An 18,597-nucleotide genomic window follows, 5' to 3' on the forward strand; every position below is an offset into this window, starting at 1 on the left:
AATGGAAAAAAATCAAGTAACCGTATTAGGAGCCGGATTGATAGGTTCCCTAATGGCTATATACCTGAAGCGCCAAGGCTTAGAAGTCGAAGTTTTCGATAAGAGACCAGACAAGCGCAAATCAACTTTTGACGAGGGAAAAAGATCCATCAACATGGCGCTGAGTCATCGTGGCTGGAAGGCGCTAGAGGAAGTAGGACTCAAAGATAAAGTGATGCCTTTGGCTATCCCGATGTACGGTCGTCGAATTCATGACGAACATGGTGGCACAACCTTTATTTCCTATGGCAAAGAAGATCAGGCTATTTATTCCCTTTCCAGAGGCAAATTCAATGAGCTTTTGGTAGAAGAAGGAGAGCGCTTAGGCGTCCACTTTAACTTTGAGCACAAATGTCTGGATGTTGATTTCCGTAATCAAGAGATTCATTTTAAGACGCCGGAGGGCGAAAAGAAAGTCTTAGCTCCAGTTTTATTTGGGTCAGATGGGGCTTATTCTTCGCTTAGATTGGCGATGCAAAAGCAAATCCGATTCAACTATAAGCAGGAATATATCACCCACGAATACAAGGAGCTAACGATCCCAGCAACTGCCGATGGGGAATTTGCGATGGATCCCAATGCGCTGCACATCTGGCCGAGAGGTAGATTTATGCTGATTGCACTTCCAAATCCAGACAAAACATTTACCTGCACCTTATTTTTGCCGCATAGCGGAAGCAAAGTTTGCTTCGACAAAATCAATGACGAAAAGGATCTGGAGATCTTATTCTCCAACTACTTTGATGACGCCTATCAGCTGATGCCGGACTTGAAGCGGGAGTTTTTTGCCAATCCTACCTCAGCGTTGATTAACGTGGAGTGTTTTCCATGGGTGCAAGGCACGAGCTTGCTGATGGGAGATGCAAGTCATGCGATGGTTCCTTTCTATGGCCAAGGTATGAACTGTGGCTTTGAGGATTGCTCGATTTTGAATGGCTTGATTGATAAGTTTGGGACAAATTCTTGGGATTTAATATTTGAAAAATTCCAAAAAACTCGAAAAATTGACACCGATGCTATCTGCCAATTGGCGATGGAGAATTTCGAAGAAATGAGAGATTCCGTGGCTGATCCGAAATTTGTTCTTCGAAAGAAAATCGAGGCAAAACTCTACGAGCTCTATCCCAATGATTGGATACCGTTGTATTCCATGGTGACATTTACGGATATGAGGTATTCGGAAGCTTATGCACAGGGGAAACTACAGGAAGCGATCATGGATCGAGTGATGGCAGATCCGCTAATTACAGAGAATTGGAATAAACTCGACTACGAGGATATTATCTATAAAATGGAAACTGCTAAAGCGGTCTAAAAATTTTTTAGACTCCTGAAAACGAAAAAGAGAATGTTTCCATAATCATTCTCTTTTTCCCATCTGTTTAATAGATGTTAGAATCCTATAATAATTAAAAATTTAATTGGCAGTTGGTTGAACAGCTTGCTCAATATATGCTACACCATCGTGGTTCTCAATTATTTTAACACAAAGAGTGTTAGAAAAAGTGTGCATAAAAGCGTGATGGGTGGTTAATACTGCATCTTGGAAATCTTGGTCATCTTCAAGTGCCGTAATATTGAGACCTACTTCCTCGCATTCCTTTTTAGAAATATGTCTAGAATGGGATTTTTGTTCAGTGTGATTGGAGAAAGTTCCAACGATTTTCTTAACTCTCTCTTCGTCCCCATTGCACATATTGTTTTTAAGCCATTGGTAAACCATCTTTTCAGACCATTCAATTGCTTGCTTACAAGAACCTAAAAAAGTTGGGTGGTATTTACCAATAATTACTTGCCATAAGGCTGCTGATTGGGGATTACTTTTAATATCTTCTTTTGCTTGCTCAAATTCATTTAGGACCGCTTGACAAGCTAATCCTCCCATTTGTGGATCAATAGGACCAAGGTTAGAATGCTTGCCCATAACTATCTCTTTTGAAGCAAAAGCTATCATTGTTCCAGCAGACATTGATATTTGAGGAACGATAACCCTAATATCATTCCCATACATTGAAAACAAATAATCAACTAAGGATTCTGTTGCGGCTATGTCTCCTCCAGGAGTATGAAGAATTAAGTCCAAACCCTTTGTTCGATCTAGCTTATTTATTGTAAGCATGAAACCAGATTTGTCTTTGTCACTAACAGCGGTGCCTGCAATTTGGGGTTTTTGAAGCCAGCCAGAATAATAGGCAATCGTATTGCGACCTGAGATATCAGAAATCTTTTTCAAGTATTTCCTACGGACTGTATCAAGCGGATTATTATTTGGGTCTTTTTTCTGTTCTTCTTGAATTTCAATTATAACTTCATTCCAATTTGGCATAGTTTAGAAAGGAAAAATTAATGTTGTACTGCCTAAAGTCTTAACCGGAATGTAGGTGTTATCATAAATTGTAAGTTTTTTAAAATAATCACCATCTTTTTCCCATTGATTATCTACAACCACTGTATTTTCTGAGAAATTAATGATTTGATCATATTCATGTAAAAAATCATCGTTTTTACCTTTTCTCGTTTGGTTTGAATCCTTTTTCATATTTCAAATTTAATATTTTTCTAATTTCTAAGATGTGCTAATATATAAACGAATAGCAGAAACTCTTTTTTATGCCAATTTCGTATTACCTTATTTTGTTCTAACACTAAATTTAAGAAAAGGGTTAGGAGAAAAGTTTAAAATTTACCTTAATTATTCTAAAATCAATTTACTATTAAAAGTCCATATTAAGTCAAATATGTTTAATCTGCAAATTCACCTTCATTTGAATTATTTGTCAAAAACGATAAACCCTTATTCCTAGCCTCCTAATCTACAGAACAGGCCTAAACTGCCTCAGGAATCTCACATCATTCTCCGTAAATAATCGAAGATCCTTAATTTGATATTTCAGCATAGCAATTCGCTCTATACCCATACCGAAGGCAAAGCCAGTATATTTCGTAGAATCAATGCCACAGTTTTCCAACACATTCGGGTCAACCATTCCTGATCCTCCGATCTCTACCCAGCCACTGCCTTTGCAGACATTACAGCCTTTGCCGCCACAGATCAAACAGGTGATATCGATCTCTGCACTTGGCTCCGTAAAGGGGAAATAAGATGGTCTGAATCGCACTTTGGTTTCCTTGCCAAACATCTCTTTAGCGAAGTGATAAAGCGTATTCTTCAAATCAGCAAAACCAACATTTTCATCCACGTATAATCCTTCTACCTGGTGGAAAATACAATGTGCACGGGCTGAAATGGCTTCATTTCTATAAACTCTTCCTGGTGAAAGCGTACGAATCGGAGGTTTCTGATTTTCCATCACTCGTACTTGCACAGAAGAAGTATGCGTTCTAAGTGCGATATCAGGATTTTTCTGTATGAAAAAAGTATCCTGCATCTCACGGGCAGGGTGATTTTCAGGGAAGTTCAAAGCAGTGAAATTGTGCCAGTCGTCTTCGATCTCTGGACCTTCCGAAAGGTTGAATCCTATCCGCTCGAAGATCTCAATGATTCGCTGACGAGTAGCCGTCAACGGGTGAATACCTCCCAAACTTTGATTGGAAGGAGGAAGCGTCAGGTCAATGTCAGCCGTCTTGGACTTTTTAGTTCTTTGAGCAACTTTCTCGATCAGCTCTTGAAATTTCTCTTCTGCTAGTTGCTTTACGCCATTGACCAACTGTCCGTAGGCTCTCTTCTCCTCATTTGGCACTTTTCCCATGCCGGCAAAAAGCTCGCCCACCACAGATTTCTTGGAGATATACTCCATTCTGTAGGCTTCCAACTCTTCTGGGCTATTGGCATCTGCTGCTGCGATCGCGGCTTTGATTGCTTCGATTTTCTCTTGGTACATGGGATTCAAATTATTCAAGTGACAAAGCTAAGCCTTTTGAGGTCTTTTGGAAAGTCTAAAAGCTGACTTTAGCCCTAGAAAGGCTAGAAAACTAGCCTATGATAAGTCAGTTAGATCGTAAGGACAGGAGATAATACAAGGGATAAAGTTTCAATGATCTTGTAAATCCAATATCGTAATTCCTAATTTTTTTCCCCTTCACTAAATCCAGTCTTGCTAAGCCCCTCGTATCTCATCCCAAATAAAGAAACCAAAAAAAATCATCAAACTAACAAGATCATGAACATTCAAAATTTCTTCAAAGTGGCTTTCGCAGCCTTCATTTTTCTTTCTGCAAACCTAGCTTTTGCACAAATGGAAAAAACAAAAACAGTAGGTGGCGCAGAAATGTATCCTTCTAAAAACATCGTAGAAAACGCTGTGAACTCTGCCGATCACACGACATTGGTAGCCGCTGTAAAAGCAGCAGGGTTGGTAGAGACTCTTCAGGGAGCTGGTCCATTTACTGTATTTGCCCCAGATAATATGGCTTTCGAGAAACTTCCAGCTGGAACAGTTGAAACACTTTTGAAGCCAGAAAACAAAGCAACACTACAGGCTGTACTTACTTATCATGTAGTAGCTGGTAAAATGGGATCCAAAGAAATCGCTGCTGCGATCAAAAAAGGAAATGGAAAAGCGGTACTTACTACAGTTCAGGGCGGAAAATTGACTGCGTGGATGAAAGGTAAAGACCTATATATCACTGACGAAAATGGTGGAGAATCTAAAGTTACGATTGCGGATGTATGGCAGTCAAATGGTGTAATTCACTCTGTGGACACGGTGGTTCTTCCAAAAATGTAAAGTTGTTGGTCACCCAATTGTTGAGCCGACTCCGAGAGGGGTCGGCTTTTTTTTGAGGGTTTTCTTAAACCACGGAGCACAGGGAGTTTTTCGCGGAGGGCGCTAAACTGTTGTCAACCTGCTTCTCCACAAAAAAACCGACTGAATTGCTCCAGTCGGTTTGAAAATTATTTGATCTAGTAAATTTTATATGATTATCCGCTTTTCTACCTGTAAGGTGGAATAAGCAATGTATCAAATGTTAAACTAAAGAATTGAGGCCGCTTCGGTTATCGGTCTTCTAACCAGATAAGCAAGGAATATAAGGTGACTGGCATTATTGCGGATAATCATAAAATTTTAAATCGAATATCTCAAATCAATACTTACCAAGTTCTGCTTCCACCACCAGGTCTGCCACGCTCCCAAGGATTGTTAGATGGTTCTGGCTGCTTGAAATTACCTAAGATATAAGTGAAGGTCAACATGCCATAACGTGTGAGTACGTTAGTGAAAACGTCTGTGACAGACACATCAGAGATGGTTCTGGAGATGCTGTTATTCTGCTTTAGCAGATCGAAAACAACCACCTTTAGCTCTGCTTTGTTGTTTTTAGCAAATCGGTATCCCCCTTCCAAATTCCAAAGCCATATAGACTGATCAAACCCTTCGGAAAGTCCGCTGTATAAACTGTTATTCACAGTCGTTCCCATGAATAGCTTTCCTCCATTTGGAGAGTAATACAAGCGTAGGTTAGACTCTTGTACATAATAGTTATTATCCAGATTCTCTTGCAAGCTGGAGTTCACTATAGTATAAGTACCTGTAGTACTGATCGTAAAGTCCACATCTTTGCTGATGTTTGAGGTAAATGTGATACCCTGGCTCAGGTCAATATTATCATTGAGGTTTTTATCACCGTTTATGATACCAGGTGTTCTATTGAAACCAACTCTCGTGTTTAGGTTCATGTTGGTTTTTAAGCCCTTGATAGGAGCTCCATACGTAAGGAAAAATCGGCTGCTGAAATTGCCATCAAGATTGACTGGCTGACTGATTTGCCCACCTGGACGGAGCAAAATCTCGCCATTAATCAGCGTATCTTGAGAAGCGATGAACGTGCTGCTTCCTATGTAATTACTTGTAGTGGAAAGCGTTACAAACATGAAGAAGGTTCTATTATTCTTGATGTCAAACTTACCGATGTTTGCAAATATGTTATTCTGATAACTTTGAGCGAGGGTCGGATTACCTACGCTCAGGTTTAGTGGATTTTGGTTATTCACCACATTTTGAAGTTGGCTCACCGAAGGCTCATCTGTGCTCGTTCTATATCGAATACGGAAATTCATTCCTGATTCTCTATTTCTATAGCTGATACTTGCACTAGGAAGAAAATTGTTGAAATCTCTTACAAAAACTCCTTCTGTCGGGAAGAAAGCTTCATTGTCCAACTTAGCGTTTTGGTAATCCAAATTGGCACTTACATTCCATCCTGAACTATTGTAAGCATAGCCAGTTCGTATTCTTTGTGTTATGAACTTATTATTAAACTCATTACTCAAGGCAGTATCAAGTACAGAAATATTTTCATCGTTGAGTACTCGGGTTTTTTGGTCCGAGTCGGTTTTATTGTTACCGACCTGATACCCAATAGTAGCCAGAGATTTTTCACCCAGAGGCTCAGTCAAAGTTACGTTTGCTCTGTAGTTGAATCCATTGGACAGCAAATAAGTATCCTGTAGCGTAGTATCTATCTGATCTCTTCTGTAGTCCACACTTGCAGCTAGTAAGCGCGAATCATCGTCTCGATTGTTCCAAGTGGTATTGATGTCTGTGGATAAGGTTCTTCCCTTTTTATCAAACTTATACCGATAAGTGATATTGTTATTGATGTTGTAGGAAGACGTTTCCGCATTGGTGATAGAGCGGAGGGCAGAAAGCGAATCGGTAGCGTTGGCCAAAGTCAAGGCGTCTCTATCGCTAAAGGTGTTTCGAGTAGAATAATTAAAACTAGGAGTTATAACAAATGAGTTTTTCTCATTCAAGTCCGCTTCTATTCGCGCATTTGCTCTATGATTGTTGCTTTCCACTGAATTGATAAGGTTTTCCTCATAATTCTGAGTGGTTGTTTCGTTGATCACCGTCTGACGATTGGTAATTTGTCTTAGACTATTCTGCGTGTTATTGAAGAAATAACTACCAGTAAAATTCACTTTTTTACCCCATTTATCGCTGTAATTCAAGCCCATGGCATTGGTAGTGATTGTACCCACATCATTTCCTCCTTGGAAGTTACTATTTCCACCACCTCCAAAGCCACCTCTTCTGCCTCCTGAAGCATTAGCATTGACTCCAGCTAAATCATCGCTTGAGAAGTTCTGCTGGTTGATGTTGTTGAAAAGTCCAAGTACAGATATTCTTCTATCTCCGTTGAAAAAATTTGCACTTCCACCAGCACTATAGCGATCATCTGTACCATAGCCAGCATACGCTCTACCAAACTGACCGTTTTTGCTATCCTGCCTTAGAATTATATTAATCGTCTTGGTATAATTACCGTCATCAAAACCCGTCAATCTACTTTGGTCGTTCTTTTGATCCAAGACTTCTACTCTATCTATAGAACTGGCAGGTAGATTTTTCAGAGCCACACTAGGATCATTTCCAAAAAACTCACGTCCATCGACCAGGATTTTCTGTACAGTCTCTCCTTGAGCTTGAACTTGGCCATTCGTTATAGTTACTCCCGGAAGCTTTCTCACCAAGTCTTCAGCTACTGCATTTTCTTGGGTTTTGAAAGCGCTGGCATTGAAGGAAGTAGTATCGCCTCTCATTTCTCCGAGGGGACTTTGGCCTTCGATCACGACCTCACCTAGTACCTGAGCATCCTCTACTAGGGTCAACGTACCCAAATCTAATGGATCTCTGAAATTATGGATTTTGGAAATCGTGGTGTAACCAATAAACTTAACTTCTATTTTAACAGAGGGAATATTTGGTCTTACGATCTCAAATTGTCCTTTGGCATCCGTCACTGTCCCTAGAAGCAGGGAGTCGGTAACTGTTTTAACCAGTACATTAGCTCCTGCCATCGGAATTTTTGCAGCTCCGTCCATGACGGTTCCAGTGAACTTTCTTTCTGGACCATTTTGGCCTGAAGGCCGCTGTCCATAAGCTGAAGTGCCTAGTAAAAGACTAAAAATCAGTAAAATAAGTTGGTATTGTTTTTTCATAAGTGTGCAAATTTCTAGTTCTTTGACCAATTACCAATATCAAAGGTTTATTCTGCACTTAAAGAAAGATAAGAATGGGTATTCAGGCGGATAGGTGGTTTTTTTACCATTTAAAAACTTAAAAAATCTAAAGCCTTCCCATAAGGTCTGGATAGGAGATCTCATAATGGCTTACATCGTAGATGGCATCTCCGTTTTTTATCAATAAAACTTGCGGGGACTCATGAGGAACACCAAATTCCTTTGCCACCAAATCTGACAACTGACGGCTAGCGATCAAATCTAAATAATAAGGGATTACCTTCTCACTATCACCATCCTTCCATTTGCGAAGCAAACGATCTAACGACATGCTACTGATCGAGCATCTCGTACTATGCTTGAAAATCATAACCGGTTTATCTTCGCTTAGAGTTTTGATTTCCTGTATTTGGCTAGCGTCTGTGAGTTTATTCCAATTCATTTGAGTGATTTTATATTTTTGGGGCAATAGTTGTAGAAGTACTGATCTTCATTGAAAACCAAACTTCATTTATGAAAATACAGTTCCGCCGGCGATTTATAAAACTTCCAATTCCTATCCTTTTAATTGGTCTCATACTCTTTTCCTGCAAAAGCATTAATCCTGCTGTCAATCCAGGACCTGCTGCTCCTCCACCTGCTGCCAGATCCAGCGTAAATGTACCGCTGAAAATCCCCAGGGAAACCTTGAGTAATCTGCTGAATGGTCAAATCCCAACTGTACTACTTCAAGAGCAAGGACTAGATATGGGCAGTGGTATCACAGGAGATTTACAACTCAAACGTAACGGTCAAATCACTTGGTCTGCTCTGGATAGTCAAAGAATTCAACTCACCGTACCAATCAATGTACTTGGGCAGGTGGGTCTGAAACCCAAAGGACTGGGTGGGCTGTTGAAAACCAAATTACCCTTGGATGAAAATTTCTCCCCAGTTTTTGTAATTGATCCAGTAATCAATCCGAATTGGAGCATTGGAGCTGAAAACTTCGAATTAGTAGAATTGGGTGGGAATCTGGCTTTGGATATTCTAGGAATGCAAGTAGATCTCAGTGGGTTGCTGAGCAAAGAGATACAGAAATGGGGCAATCAGAATCTCAGCGGAGGCAAGGAACTTGCAAGCCTGAAAACTCTTATTGACCTGGCCTGGGCTCAGGTGGGTAGGCCTTTTGCAATAGATTGGGTAGGTGGAAATACAGCTTTTTCCATCCAACCGGAGCAGGTTATGCTCAAGGAGTTTTTTGATGCTGAGCAAAATTATAACCTCTGGCTGGGAATGGATGGAAAGATTAATTCTCATCCTGCTGAAGCCGCACCTTCCCGTGCTTTTCCACTTCCAGAACTTAGTGCTAACGCAAATTCATCGAATGAATTTCAGATGATCATGCCGCTGTCCGTATCCTATGCTACTCTTGATGAGTTGCTGGAAGAGAATATAGCGGGGAAAGTATTTCGGGTGGATAAGAAAACCACCCTAGTGCCATCCACGATAAAGACCCAGGCTTTTGGAGATTTACTGGCAGTGAGTATGAACTTTGTCGCTGAGCAGACTTCGGGCAAAACACTTAGTGGAACTCTCTTCGTGGTCGGTCAGCCTAAATATGACGCTGAAAGGCAAAGCCTGATTTTTGAGGATGTTAATTTCAAAATGGAAAGTGGGAGCTTTGGAGCACAGACGGGAGTGGGCCTGAAAAAGCGCAAAATTATCCGAAGCATTGAGTCTAAAGCAGTATTTCCAATAGGAGATTTGCTTTCAGAGAGTTTGGGGAGTATCACTGATCGGCTGGGACTAAATACGCCAATCGCAGATGTACAAGTAGCTGATCTTGAGGTGAATCTGGTCGGTTTCTACCCTATGTCAAAAGTGCTGGTAATTCATATGAAGGCCAGAGGAGCAGTCGATGTACAATGGAAATAAGTCAGAAAGCTAATTCATTTGATCAAAAAAATAGAGCCAAGAATTCAACTTCTTGGCTCTTGGTTTTACTACCTACTTTTTCCCCTCAATAATCTTGGTCACTACTTCGGGATCTAGTAGCGTACTCGTGTCTCCTAAGTTATCCACAGATCCTTCGGCTACTTTACGCAGAATCCTTCGCATAATTTTTCCTGATCTCGTTTTCGGCAAACCTGGAACGATCTGTATCTTATCCGGCTTGGCTATTGGGCCAATAATTTTAGATACCATTTCTTTAATTTCGTTGATCAAATTATCCTCCGTCCTGTTGGTCATATCACAGATCACATAGGCATAAATTCCCTGACCTTTGACTTCATGAGGATAGCCAACTACCGCTGATTCTATGACTTTCGGATGCTCATTGATCGCATTTTCTACTTCAGCGGTTCCCATTCTATGGCCTGAAACATTGATCACATCATCCACTCGGCCGAGGATTCTATAATACCCGTCATGATCACGCTTCACACCATCACCAGTGAAATACATTCCTTTATACGTTGAAAAATACGTTTGCCTGCATCGCTCATGATCGCCATAGGTAGTTCTGATCATAGACGGCCATGGAAATTTAATGCACAAATTGCCCTCTACGGAATTTCCTGTCAGTTCATTTCCCTCAGGATCTACGATACAAAGTTGGATGCCTGGAAGTGGTAAGGTAGCATAGGCAGGCTTGGTCGGGGTGATTCCGGCTATAGGCGAAACCATAATTCCTCCCGTTTCGGTTTGCCACCAGGTATCTACGATAGGGCAATTATTTTTGCCTACATGGGTATGATACCAATGCCAAGCTTCCTCATTGATTGGTTCGCCTACAGAGCCCAAAACTTTCAGGGAACTGAGGTCATATTTCAAAATAGGCTCGGTGCCATACGCTTGCAACGCTCTAATCGCAGTCGGAGCGGTGTAGAACACATTTACCTGGTGCTTTTCTACCACCGCCCAGAATCGACCAGCATCCGGAAAAGTCGGTACGCCCTCAAACATCAGCGTGGTAGCGCCAGCCAAAAGTGGCCCATAAACGATGTAAGAATGTCCCGTGATCCAGCCAATATCTGCCGTACACCAATACACATCTCCCTCAGAATACTGAAACACATTGTCAAAGGAATACTGAGAATAGACCATATAACCACCCGTGGTATGAACCACACCTTTTGGCTTGCCAGTTGACCCAGAGGTATAAAGTATAAACAGCATATCCTCGCTATCCATTTCTTCAGCAACGCACTGATCAGATTCCTCAGCCACCACCTCATGCCACCAAAAGTCACGGCCTTCTATCATCGTGACGTCTTGCTTCGTACGCTCATAGACGATCACCGTTTCTACCGATGATTTCTCCAAAGCCTCATCTACTACAGATTTGACACCTATTTTCTTATTGCCACGGTAGTTCCCATCCGAAGTCAAAATCGCCTTTGCTTCACAATCTATCACCCGATCAGCCAAGGCTGTACTGGAAAATCCTGCAAATACGACAGAATGAACAGCGCCTATTCTAGCACAGGCTAGCATAGCTATAGCCGCTTCAGGAACCATAGGCATATAAATGATCACCTTGTCGCCCTTTCCGATTCCCTTGCTTTTCAGCGCATTTGCGAAGCGATTTACTTCATGGAAAAGCTGCCGATAGGTAAGCGTTCTTCCTTCCTCATTGGGATCATTTGCCTCCCAGATAATAGCCGGTCGATCACCGATAGTGAAAAGATGACGTTCAAAAATATTCTCCGTGATGTTCAATTTTGCATTCACAAACCACTGTACGTCTGGCTCTTCGAAGTTCCATTTTAACACCTTTGACCAGCGTTTTCTCCAATAAAATGAATCGGCAATTCTCGCCCAAAATTCTTCTGGTTGGGCTACACTTTTCTGATATTCGTAGAGGTATCCGCTGAGGGTATGTATCCTGTCACTCATGATATTCTTATTTTTTATTTTCGATTTTGGGTAAAGTACTCACTAATTTAATGATCCTGGGCTGCTCCCGCACCACGAGGGATTCTAATTTCCTCCACCATATCCTGCACCTCTTGAGGAGGCGGAGGTGTGAATTGGGAGACGGTGACACACACGATGAAGTTCAAGATCATCCCTATTGATCCTATGCCTTCTGGTGAAACCCCAAACCACCAATTTGCGGCATCGTTACTTTCTGGACTGATAAATTTGAAATAAACGATATATCCTATCGTAAATACCAGACCAGTAATCATTCCAGATATGGCTCCTTCCTTGTTGATTCTGGTAGAGAAAATGCCCATGATGATCACTGGGAAAAAAGATGCTGCAGCCAAGCCAAAGGCAAAAGCAACCACCTGAGCCACAAAACCCGGCGGATTCACGCCAAAATAACCTGCCAAAATCACCGCTCCAGCTGCAGCAATTCTCGCTATTCTCAATTCTTTTTTCTCAGAAATATTAGGTTGAAAAGTCTTGAACAAATCCCTAGATACAGAGGTGGAAATAACTAACAGCAAACCCGCAGCAGTAGATAGCGCGGCCGCCATTGCTCCAGCAGCCACCAAGCCGACTACCCAGTTGGGAAGCTGAGCGATCTCCGGACTTGCCAGGACCATGATATCTCGATCTATCGTCAATTCATTGGAAGTGGGGTCGGCGACGTATTGCACTTTGCCATCTCCATTTTTATCATCGACCTTGATCAGGTCGGTTTTTTCCCAAGTGGCAATCCATGCTGGAAGGGTCGAGATCTCTTTTTCCGAAGTACTTTCTATTGTATTATAAATCCCGAAGGCTGCAATCGCCGGGGCAGTGGTATAAAGAATCGCAATAAACACAAGCGCATAGCCAGCCGATAGCCTGGCGTCTTTTACTCGTGGCACAGTGAAAAAGCGCACAATCACATGCGGCAAGCCGGCCGTCCCGACCATAAGCGCCAGCGTGATCATAAACATGTCCGTGATGCTTTTTCTCCCTGAAGTGTAAGCAGCAAAACCCAACTCAGTGAGTACTCCATCCAGTTTGTCCAGCAATGGAGTTCCATCTGCGACAGCTCCACCTAGGCCAAGTTGAGGAATTGGGTTGCCTGTAAGCTGCATAGAAATAAAAATCGCAGGAACCATGTAAGCGAAGATTAACACGCAGTATTGAGCGACTTGGGTGTAGGTGATGCCTTTCATCCCACCCAAAACTGCATAAAAGAAGACGATACACATCCCGATGATCACGCCCCATTCTATGGGTACCTCGAGGTATCTGGAAAATACGATCCCGACACCACGCATCTGCCCAGCCACATAGGTAAAGGAGATAAATAAAGCACAAATTACCGCTACAACTTTCGCAGTATTGGAGTAATAGCGATCTCCTACGAAGTCTGGAACGGTGAATTTGCCAAATTTCCGAAGATAAGGCGCAAGCAAAAGCGCTAGCAGCACATATCCTCCCGTCCAGCCCATGAGATAAACAGACCCATCGTATCCCGCGAAAGAAATAATCCCGGCCATGGAAATAAAAGAAGCGGCGGACATCCAGTCAGCGGCTGTAGCCATACCGTTGGCGAGAGGAGATACGCCTCCACCAGCTACATAAAATTCCTGAGTAGATCCAGCGCGAGTCCAGATGGCTATTCCAATATAAAGTGCAAATGATAATCCTACGAGAAGGTAGGTCCAGGTCAAGATTTCCATAGTTTTCTAGCTTAAAAAGTTATTCTTCGTCCACATCAAATTCCCTATCCAGACGATTCATTCGAACTACATAAACGAAAATCAGAATCACAAATGCGAAAATAGATCCCTGCTGCGCAAACCAAAACCCAAGTTTATAGCCTCCTAGTCTTATTTCATTGAGTTCATCCACGAAAAGAATTCCGCAGCCAAAGGAGACCACAAACCAGACGAGTAAGAGAATGAAAAGTGTTTGGAGGTTCTTTCTCCAATAAGCTTTCATTTTTTTATTTTGGGTAGGCATGTTTGGGGATTTAGGCTGAGAACACAATTATCCCTTGAAACTAGTGAATGCTACGATAGGAATGCAAGATGTTGGCAAGGAATTAATCGAATTTTTTATGGAAGTCCTGTAAATCCCCCGATATTCTTCAGATAGGCATGATGAATACTATCAATTCGAACAAAAGAGAATCCTTTGCAAAGCTTCCCATTCTAAAGGAAAAACTCTGACAAAATCGCCAGACCGGCTGCTAGGAAGCTTACCAGTAATTTATTCAACTGGAACTTGTGATGTGGACTGCTTTCGAAAAAGATGGTGGTAGAAATATGCAAAAAACCACCAGCAACTAAGCCATAAAGAATTCCTATCCCTTGTTTTTCCAGCAATCCATTTTCAAACAAAAACGAACTTGACATCATCCCGAGTGGAGACGCTAAGGCAAAAAGTGTCAATAAAAACAAGGTGGTTTTCTTACTCAAGGTACTTGAAAGCACTGCCGCCAGAGCAAAAGCCGCTGGACCTTTGTGAAGAATAATCCCAAGCAGAACAGTTTTACTATTGTGTACATGACCTAGCATTTGCTCGCCCTCATCTATCAATTCCCCATGGGAAAGTAGGGTGCCTTCGAGAAATGCATGTATAAATAAGCCAAGCATCACCGTAGTCATCGCTTTGCTGCTCTGATGCTCATGCGTATGAATGTGTCCATGCTCGATTCCGCTAGACCAAAATTCCAGCAATTGCTGAAGCAAAAATCCAATCAGGATATATAATCCCATTCGCTTGCTATCAAAGCTACTGTCAAAAAGCTCCGGTAGAATATGGAGAATGGTAATAGAGAATAGGTACGAACCAGCAAAAACAAGTACCAAACGAAAGTATTTCTCTCTGAATTTTGGCGCAAAGAACACCAATGATCCAGCGATCATGGCGGTGAGAAATAAAAGTAAAAATTTGATTTCCATTGGCATGGGTTACTTTCTTTTTCTGGTGAAAAAGAGAAAGTGATAACTCAAGCAAAGGTAATAAAATTCAATAATGTTGCATTTAAAATTAATTCTCCTGCGGGAAAGACAAGAATGGCTTCAAGCTTTCACTCGCAAAAGTCTTATATCCACCCATTCCATCGTCATAAATTAAAAAAACCTCAATCTCGGTCAAGGCAGAATCCAAGGCAATTGCTTTATCCGTCCCCATCACCATCATGGCAGTGGCATAGGCATCGGCGCTCATACAATCCTTGGCTAGCACGGTAGCACTTAGCAGGTTGTGGTTGACTGGATAACCAGTTGCGGGATTGATCGTATGAGAGATTTTCACAGAATCCCGCACATAATAATTTCTGTAATTTCCCGAAGTAGCCATCCCACGATCTTGTAGTGCGATGATACTGATCAGGTCAGTTGCATTGGCGGATTCTTCCGGACGGTTTACTCCAACTTTCCAGAGTTCTCCTTTTTCATTTGTTCCATTGGCTACGAGCTCACCGCCGATCTCGACTAGGTAGTTTGCTATTCCTTTACTTTCCAAAAAATCAGCGACTACGTCTGAACCATAGCCTTTTGCGATAGCAGAAAAATCAAGGTAAACTCCTGGTACTTTTTTGCGAAGTTGCTTCTGATCATAGTCAATTTTAGTAAACCCAACAGAGTTTAACACATTCCTAATATCTACACTGTCTTTCAGTTCAGGACCACCCGGGCCAAAGCCCCAAATATTAACTAGCGGTCCTACGGTAGGATCAAAAGCTCCATTAGTTTTTTCAAAGACAGTTTTGGAAGCTTCCAGCACAGGCAATAAATACGGCAAGTCGAAATCAATCGTATCGGACTGATTGAATCGGCTAAGTTCTGAATCTGGAATGTAGGTAGAAAGACTCTGATTGAAAACCTCCAGTAGTGAATCTACTGACGTTTGTAGATCACGGCTTTGCTCATCCAGGTAGGTGAGATTATAGGTTGTACCCATCGTCTTTCCCGAAATCACAATTTTTCCAGCCGAAGCCTCAGAAGTTTCTATTAAAGTTGACTCCGTCTTATCCCGGTTTCGCCAGGAATAGACCAGCATAACCGCAACAAGTAAGACAATAGAATAAATGATGTTTTTTCGGGCGTTTGAGCGCATGAGCTTGGGAATTTGAGGGCGAATTTAAGGCTTATTTTCCAGTTTCGCAGGGATGGAGCTGTTTCAAAAATGCAGGGGAAGGCATTCGTAATTTTCTATATTTGTGTGCCTACGGACAAACTATGAGAGAAGATTATTTGAGTGGGGAGGACGAAAGTCTCAGCCCAAAGGACAAAGATTACGAAAAAGCATTACGGCCGTTAAGCTTTGAGGATTTCACAGGACAATTTAAAATCGTGGAGAATCTGCGAGTTTTTGTTCGTGCTGCCAAAAATCGAAATGAGCCTTTAGATCACGTGCTACTGCATGGTCCTCCAGGTTTGGGTAAGACAACGCTTAGTCATATTATCGCCAACGAACTCCAAACTGGCATTAAAATCACCTCTGGTCCAGTGCTGGATAAACCTTCCGATCTGGCCGGCTTGCTGACCAATTTGGATGAGGGCGATGTGCTTTTTATAGACGAGATACACCGGCTTAATCCTATCGTAGAAGAATACCTGTATTCGGCAATGGAGGATTTCCGAATAGATATTATGTTAGATTCTGGACCAAATGCCCGTTCGGTTCAGATTTCTCTCAGTCCTTTTACACTGATCGGTGCTACCACCCGCTCAGGATTGTTGACCTCTCCACTTCGTGCACGATTCGGCATCAACTCAAGATTGGAGTATTACGATGCGAAGCTATTGACGGATATCGTCAGCCGATCTGCAAGTATTTTGCAAACGCCAATAGATGAAATCGCAGCTTATGAGATCGCAAGAAGGAGTAGGGGAACTCCAAGGATCGCAAATATGCTTTTACGCCGAACTCGGGATTTCGCTGAAGTAAAAGGAGATGGTACGATCACCTTGGAAATTTCCAAAATCGCGCTTGATGCACTCGATGTGGATGTGAATGGTCTGGACGAAATGGATAACCGAATCTTGTTGACCATTATCGAAAAGTTCAACGGCGGGCCAGTAGGTCTAAGCACCATCGCTACTGCATGCAGCGAAGAAGCCGAGACGATCGAGGAAGTTTACGAACCCTTTTTGATCCAAGAAGGCTATTTGAAGCGAACCTCTCGTGGTCGTGTGGCTACTGAACTAGCTTACAAGCATTTGAAAATAAAGCCCAATCATGGATTAGGTGGGTTGTTTGAGGGTATTTAAGATTTTAAAATTAAAAATGTAGCAATGAATATTATTAAGATGATTAATGGAAGGATTTAGAGAACTATTTCAAAGATCAGATGCAAGCGGATCTCGATCAACTATTCTTAAACCTCTAACTTGGTTTTTATCAGCTATTATTGGTGGGTTTTTATTAGCGATAAAAATGGAAAGCCACAGCTGGATATTGGTGCTTTTTGCTATAATAATTGTGATGACTATTTCAATTTTCTTTTTCGCCTACATTTACTGCCTATTCAAAGACAGGGATGCTTTAAGGAGCGAAAAATATTCTATCCAGAAAATGGCAATAGAGAAAGGTTTAGTAGGGGATAATTTAACTGGCTTGATAACTCAAGATGAAAGTTCAAAAATAAGTAAGAAAAATCTTTCAAAGGAATCTGAAAAGGGGAATTAACTATGAAAAAGAGATTTATTATTTGCTTAAATGAGTCAACTCCAGAACAAGAAAAGGTTTTTATAGAATATATTAAATCACAAAAACTTGGATGGTGGCATTGGCTAACTAATATATGGTTAATTTCAGATAGAAACGGAAAACTAGATTGCGAAATAATCAGGGATAAGGCAATGGAAGTTTTTGCTCAAGAATATGTTATTGTAATTGAGCTTAGTAGTAATCACGATACTTGGGCAGGCTATGGACCAAGTTCAGATAAGAAAAATATGTTTAAGTGGCTTGAAGAAAACTGGGAAAAACAATAATCCCAGCTAAACTCAAGGTCTTCTATAAATAAAAGAAAACCGGACGTAGAGTGGATTCTATGTCCGGATTATAAAAGTATTACCCTTCAATAATCCTATTCTTAACCGCCTTCTGCACTGCTTCGAGCTTACTATGAACCTGAAGTTTCTGATAGATATTCTCCGTGTGCTTTCGAACTGTTTTCGGAGAAATAAACAAGTTTTCGCCGATCTGATTGTAATTGAGCCCCTTTGAAGTTTGTTCCAAGATCTCGATTTCTCGCGCCGTCAACTTGATATCCTCCACTGGTTCTGAAAAATCCGGTGGATTGCGCAGAAACTTTAATGCCTTCATCGCAACGGAAGGAGTCATCGCTGCACCACCATCCAACGTGTCTTTAATTCCTTGATAAAGTGTTTTTGGATCAACTTCCTTTAGAAAATACCCATCTGCTCCTGCTTGAATGGCTTTGAAAATATGCTCATCGTCATCGAAGACAGTCAGCATAATCGTCTTGATCTGTGGGTACTTCTGTGATACCTGAGCTACTGTTTCTATTCCATTCATTTTTGGCATCTCAATATCCATTAGAATGAGATGTACATTGGAATCCTTTTCCAATTTTTCCAAAAACTCTTGTCCATCGAGCGCTGTAAATTTCACTTCCAGTTCTTCAAAAAAGGAAAGCTTTTCCAAAATGGCCTTCAGCAAAAAGCTGTTGTCTTCGGCGATAGCTATTTTTATTGACATGAGCGTAGGGTTAAATGGAG

17 protein-coding genes are annotated in these 18,597 nt (G+C 41.5%); 6 read left to right on the forward strand and 11 right to left on the reverse strand.

Annotated elements, in window-relative coordinates:
- Window position 1: 1 nt before the first annotated feature.
- A complete protein-coding gene (locus tag ABJH64_RS07260) occupies window positions 2–1,354 on the forward strand; it encodes an NAD(P)/FAD-dependent oxidoreductase (protein ID WP_348275190.1) in 1,353 nt (450 codons plus the stop codon).
- A 102-nt stretch (window positions 1,355–1,456) separates the two neighbouring features.
- Here ABJH64_RS07260 and ABJH64_RS07265 read toward each other — a convergent pair whose 3' ends face one another.
- The 3 genes from ABJH64_RS07265 to pheS form a co-directional block, all read right to left on the reverse strand.
- Window positions 1,457–2,365, reverse strand: coding sequence for a hypothetical protein (locus ABJH64_RS07265; protein ID WP_348275191.1), 909 nt, complete (start codon window positions 2,363–2,365; stop codon window positions 1,457–1,459).
- Window positions 2,366–2,368: 3 nt separating this feature from the next.
- On the reverse strand, window positions 2,369–2,578 hold the full coding sequence (locus ABJH64_RS07270; RefSeq protein ID WP_348275192.1) for a hypothetical protein: 210 nt from the start codon (window positions 2,576–2,578) through the stop codon (window positions 2,369–2,371).
- 274 nt (window positions 2,579–2,852) lie between these two features.
- Window positions 2,853–3,881, reverse strand: coding sequence for a phenylalanine--tRNA ligase subunit alpha (gene pheS, locus ABJH64_RS07275; protein WP_348275193.1), 1,029 nt, complete (start codon window positions 3,879–3,881; stop codon window positions 2,853–2,855).
- 279 nt (window positions 3,882–4,160) lie between these two features.
- On the opposite strand from pheS, the gene ABJH64_RS07280 reads away from it, so the two are divergent.
- Window positions 4,161–4,727, forward strand: a complete 567-nt coding sequence (locus ABJH64_RS07280) for a fasciclin domain-containing protein (RefSeq protein WP_348275194.1) — start codon at window positions 4,161–4,163, stop codon at window positions 4,725–4,727.
- A 365-nt stretch (window positions 4,728–5,092) separates the two neighbouring features.
- Here ABJH64_RS07280 and ABJH64_RS07285 read toward each other — a convergent pair whose 3' ends face one another.
- The gene (locus ABJH64_RS07285) at window positions 5,093–7,942 is read right to left on the reverse strand and encodes an outer membrane beta-barrel protein (protein WP_348274789.1); all 2,850 of its coding nucleotides are present in this window, start codon (window positions 7,940–7,942) and stop codon (window positions 5,093–5,095) included.
- 127 nt (window positions 7,943–8,069) lie between these two features.
- Entirely contained in the window at window positions 8,070–8,405 is a 336-nt protein-coding gene (ytxJ, locus tag ABJH64_RS07290; RefSeq protein ID WP_348274790.1) for a bacillithiol system redox-active protein YtxJ, read from the reverse strand.
- A gap of 71 nt (window positions 8,406–8,476) precedes the next feature.
- On the opposite strand from ytxJ, the gene ABJH64_RS07295 reads away from it, so the two are divergent.
- Window positions 8,477–9,880 (forward strand): DUF4403 family protein, encoded by a 1,404-nt coding sequence (locus ABJH64_RS07295; protein ID WP_348274791.1) that lies wholly within the window; start codon window positions 8,477–8,479, stop codon window positions 9,878–9,880.
- A gap of 72 nt (window positions 9,881–9,952) precedes the next feature.
- On the opposite strand, the gene acs is transcribed toward ABJH64_RS07295, so the two are convergent.
- From acs to ABJH64_RS07320, 5 genes are all read right to left on the reverse strand, one after another.
- A complete protein-coding gene (gene acs, locus ABJH64_RS07300; protein ID WP_348274792.1) occupies window positions 9,953–11,845 on the reverse strand; it encodes an acetate--CoA ligase in 1,893 nt (630 codons plus the stop codon).
- Between the two features lie 47 nt (window positions 11,846–11,892).
- Window positions 11,893–13,578, reverse strand: coding sequence for a sodium:solute symporter family protein (locus tag ABJH64_RS07305; protein ID WP_348274793.1), 1,686 nt, complete (start codon window positions 13,576–13,578; stop codon window positions 11,893–11,895).
- A 19-nt stretch (window positions 13,579–13,597) separates the two neighbouring features.
- Entirely contained in the window at window positions 13,598–13,861 is a 264-nt protein-coding gene (locus ABJH64_RS07310; RefSeq protein ID WP_348274794.1) for a DUF4212 domain-containing protein, read from the reverse strand.
- Between the two features lie 191 nt (window positions 13,862–14,052).
- Window positions 14,053–14,805, reverse strand: a complete 753-nt coding sequence (locus tag ABJH64_RS07315; protein WP_348299582.1) for a ZIP family metal transporter — start codon at window positions 14,803–14,805, stop codon at window positions 14,053–14,055.
- Between the two features lie 88 nt (window positions 14,806–14,893).
- Window positions 14,894–15,964 (reverse strand): FAD:protein FMN transferase, encoded by a 1,071-nt coding sequence (locus tag ABJH64_RS07320; RefSeq protein ID WP_348274796.1) that lies wholly within the window; start codon window positions 15,962–15,964, stop codon window positions 14,894–14,896.
- Between the two features lie 122 nt (window positions 15,965–16,086).
- On the opposite strand from ABJH64_RS07320, the gene ruvB reads away from it, so the two are divergent.
- From ruvB to ABJH64_RS07335, 3 genes are read left to right on the forward strand one after another with little or no spacing between them, the layout of a single operon-like run.
- On the forward strand, window positions 16,087–17,121 hold the full coding sequence (gene ruvB, locus ABJH64_RS07325; RefSeq protein ID WP_348274797.1) for a Holliday junction branch migration DNA helicase RuvB: 1,035 nt from the start codon (window positions 16,087–16,089) through the stop codon (window positions 17,119–17,121).
- A gap of 46 nt (window positions 17,122–17,167) precedes the next feature.
- Window positions 17,168–17,539, forward strand: a complete 372-nt coding sequence (locus ABJH64_RS07330; protein WP_348274798.1) for a hypothetical protein — start codon at window positions 17,168–17,170, stop codon at window positions 17,537–17,539.
- 2 nt (window positions 17,540–17,541) lie between these two features.
- Complete coding sequence (locus tag ABJH64_RS07335; protein ID WP_348274799.1) at window positions 17,542–17,847, forward strand: hypothetical protein; 306 nt, start codon at window positions 17,542–17,544, stop codon at window positions 17,845–17,847.
- A gap of 79 nt (window positions 17,848–17,926) precedes the next feature.
- On the opposite strand, the gene ABJH64_RS07340 is transcribed toward ABJH64_RS07335, so the two are convergent.
- Entirely contained in the window at window positions 17,927–18,577 is a 651-nt protein-coding gene (locus tag ABJH64_RS07340; protein ID WP_348274800.1) for a response regulator transcription factor, read from the reverse strand.
- Window positions 18,578–18,597 lie beyond the last annotated feature (20 nt).

It is taken from the genome of Algoriphagus sp. (genome assembly GCF_039969895.1).
GTDB lineage: Bacteria > Bacteroidota > Bacteroidia > Cytophagales > Cyclobacteriaceae > Algoriphagus.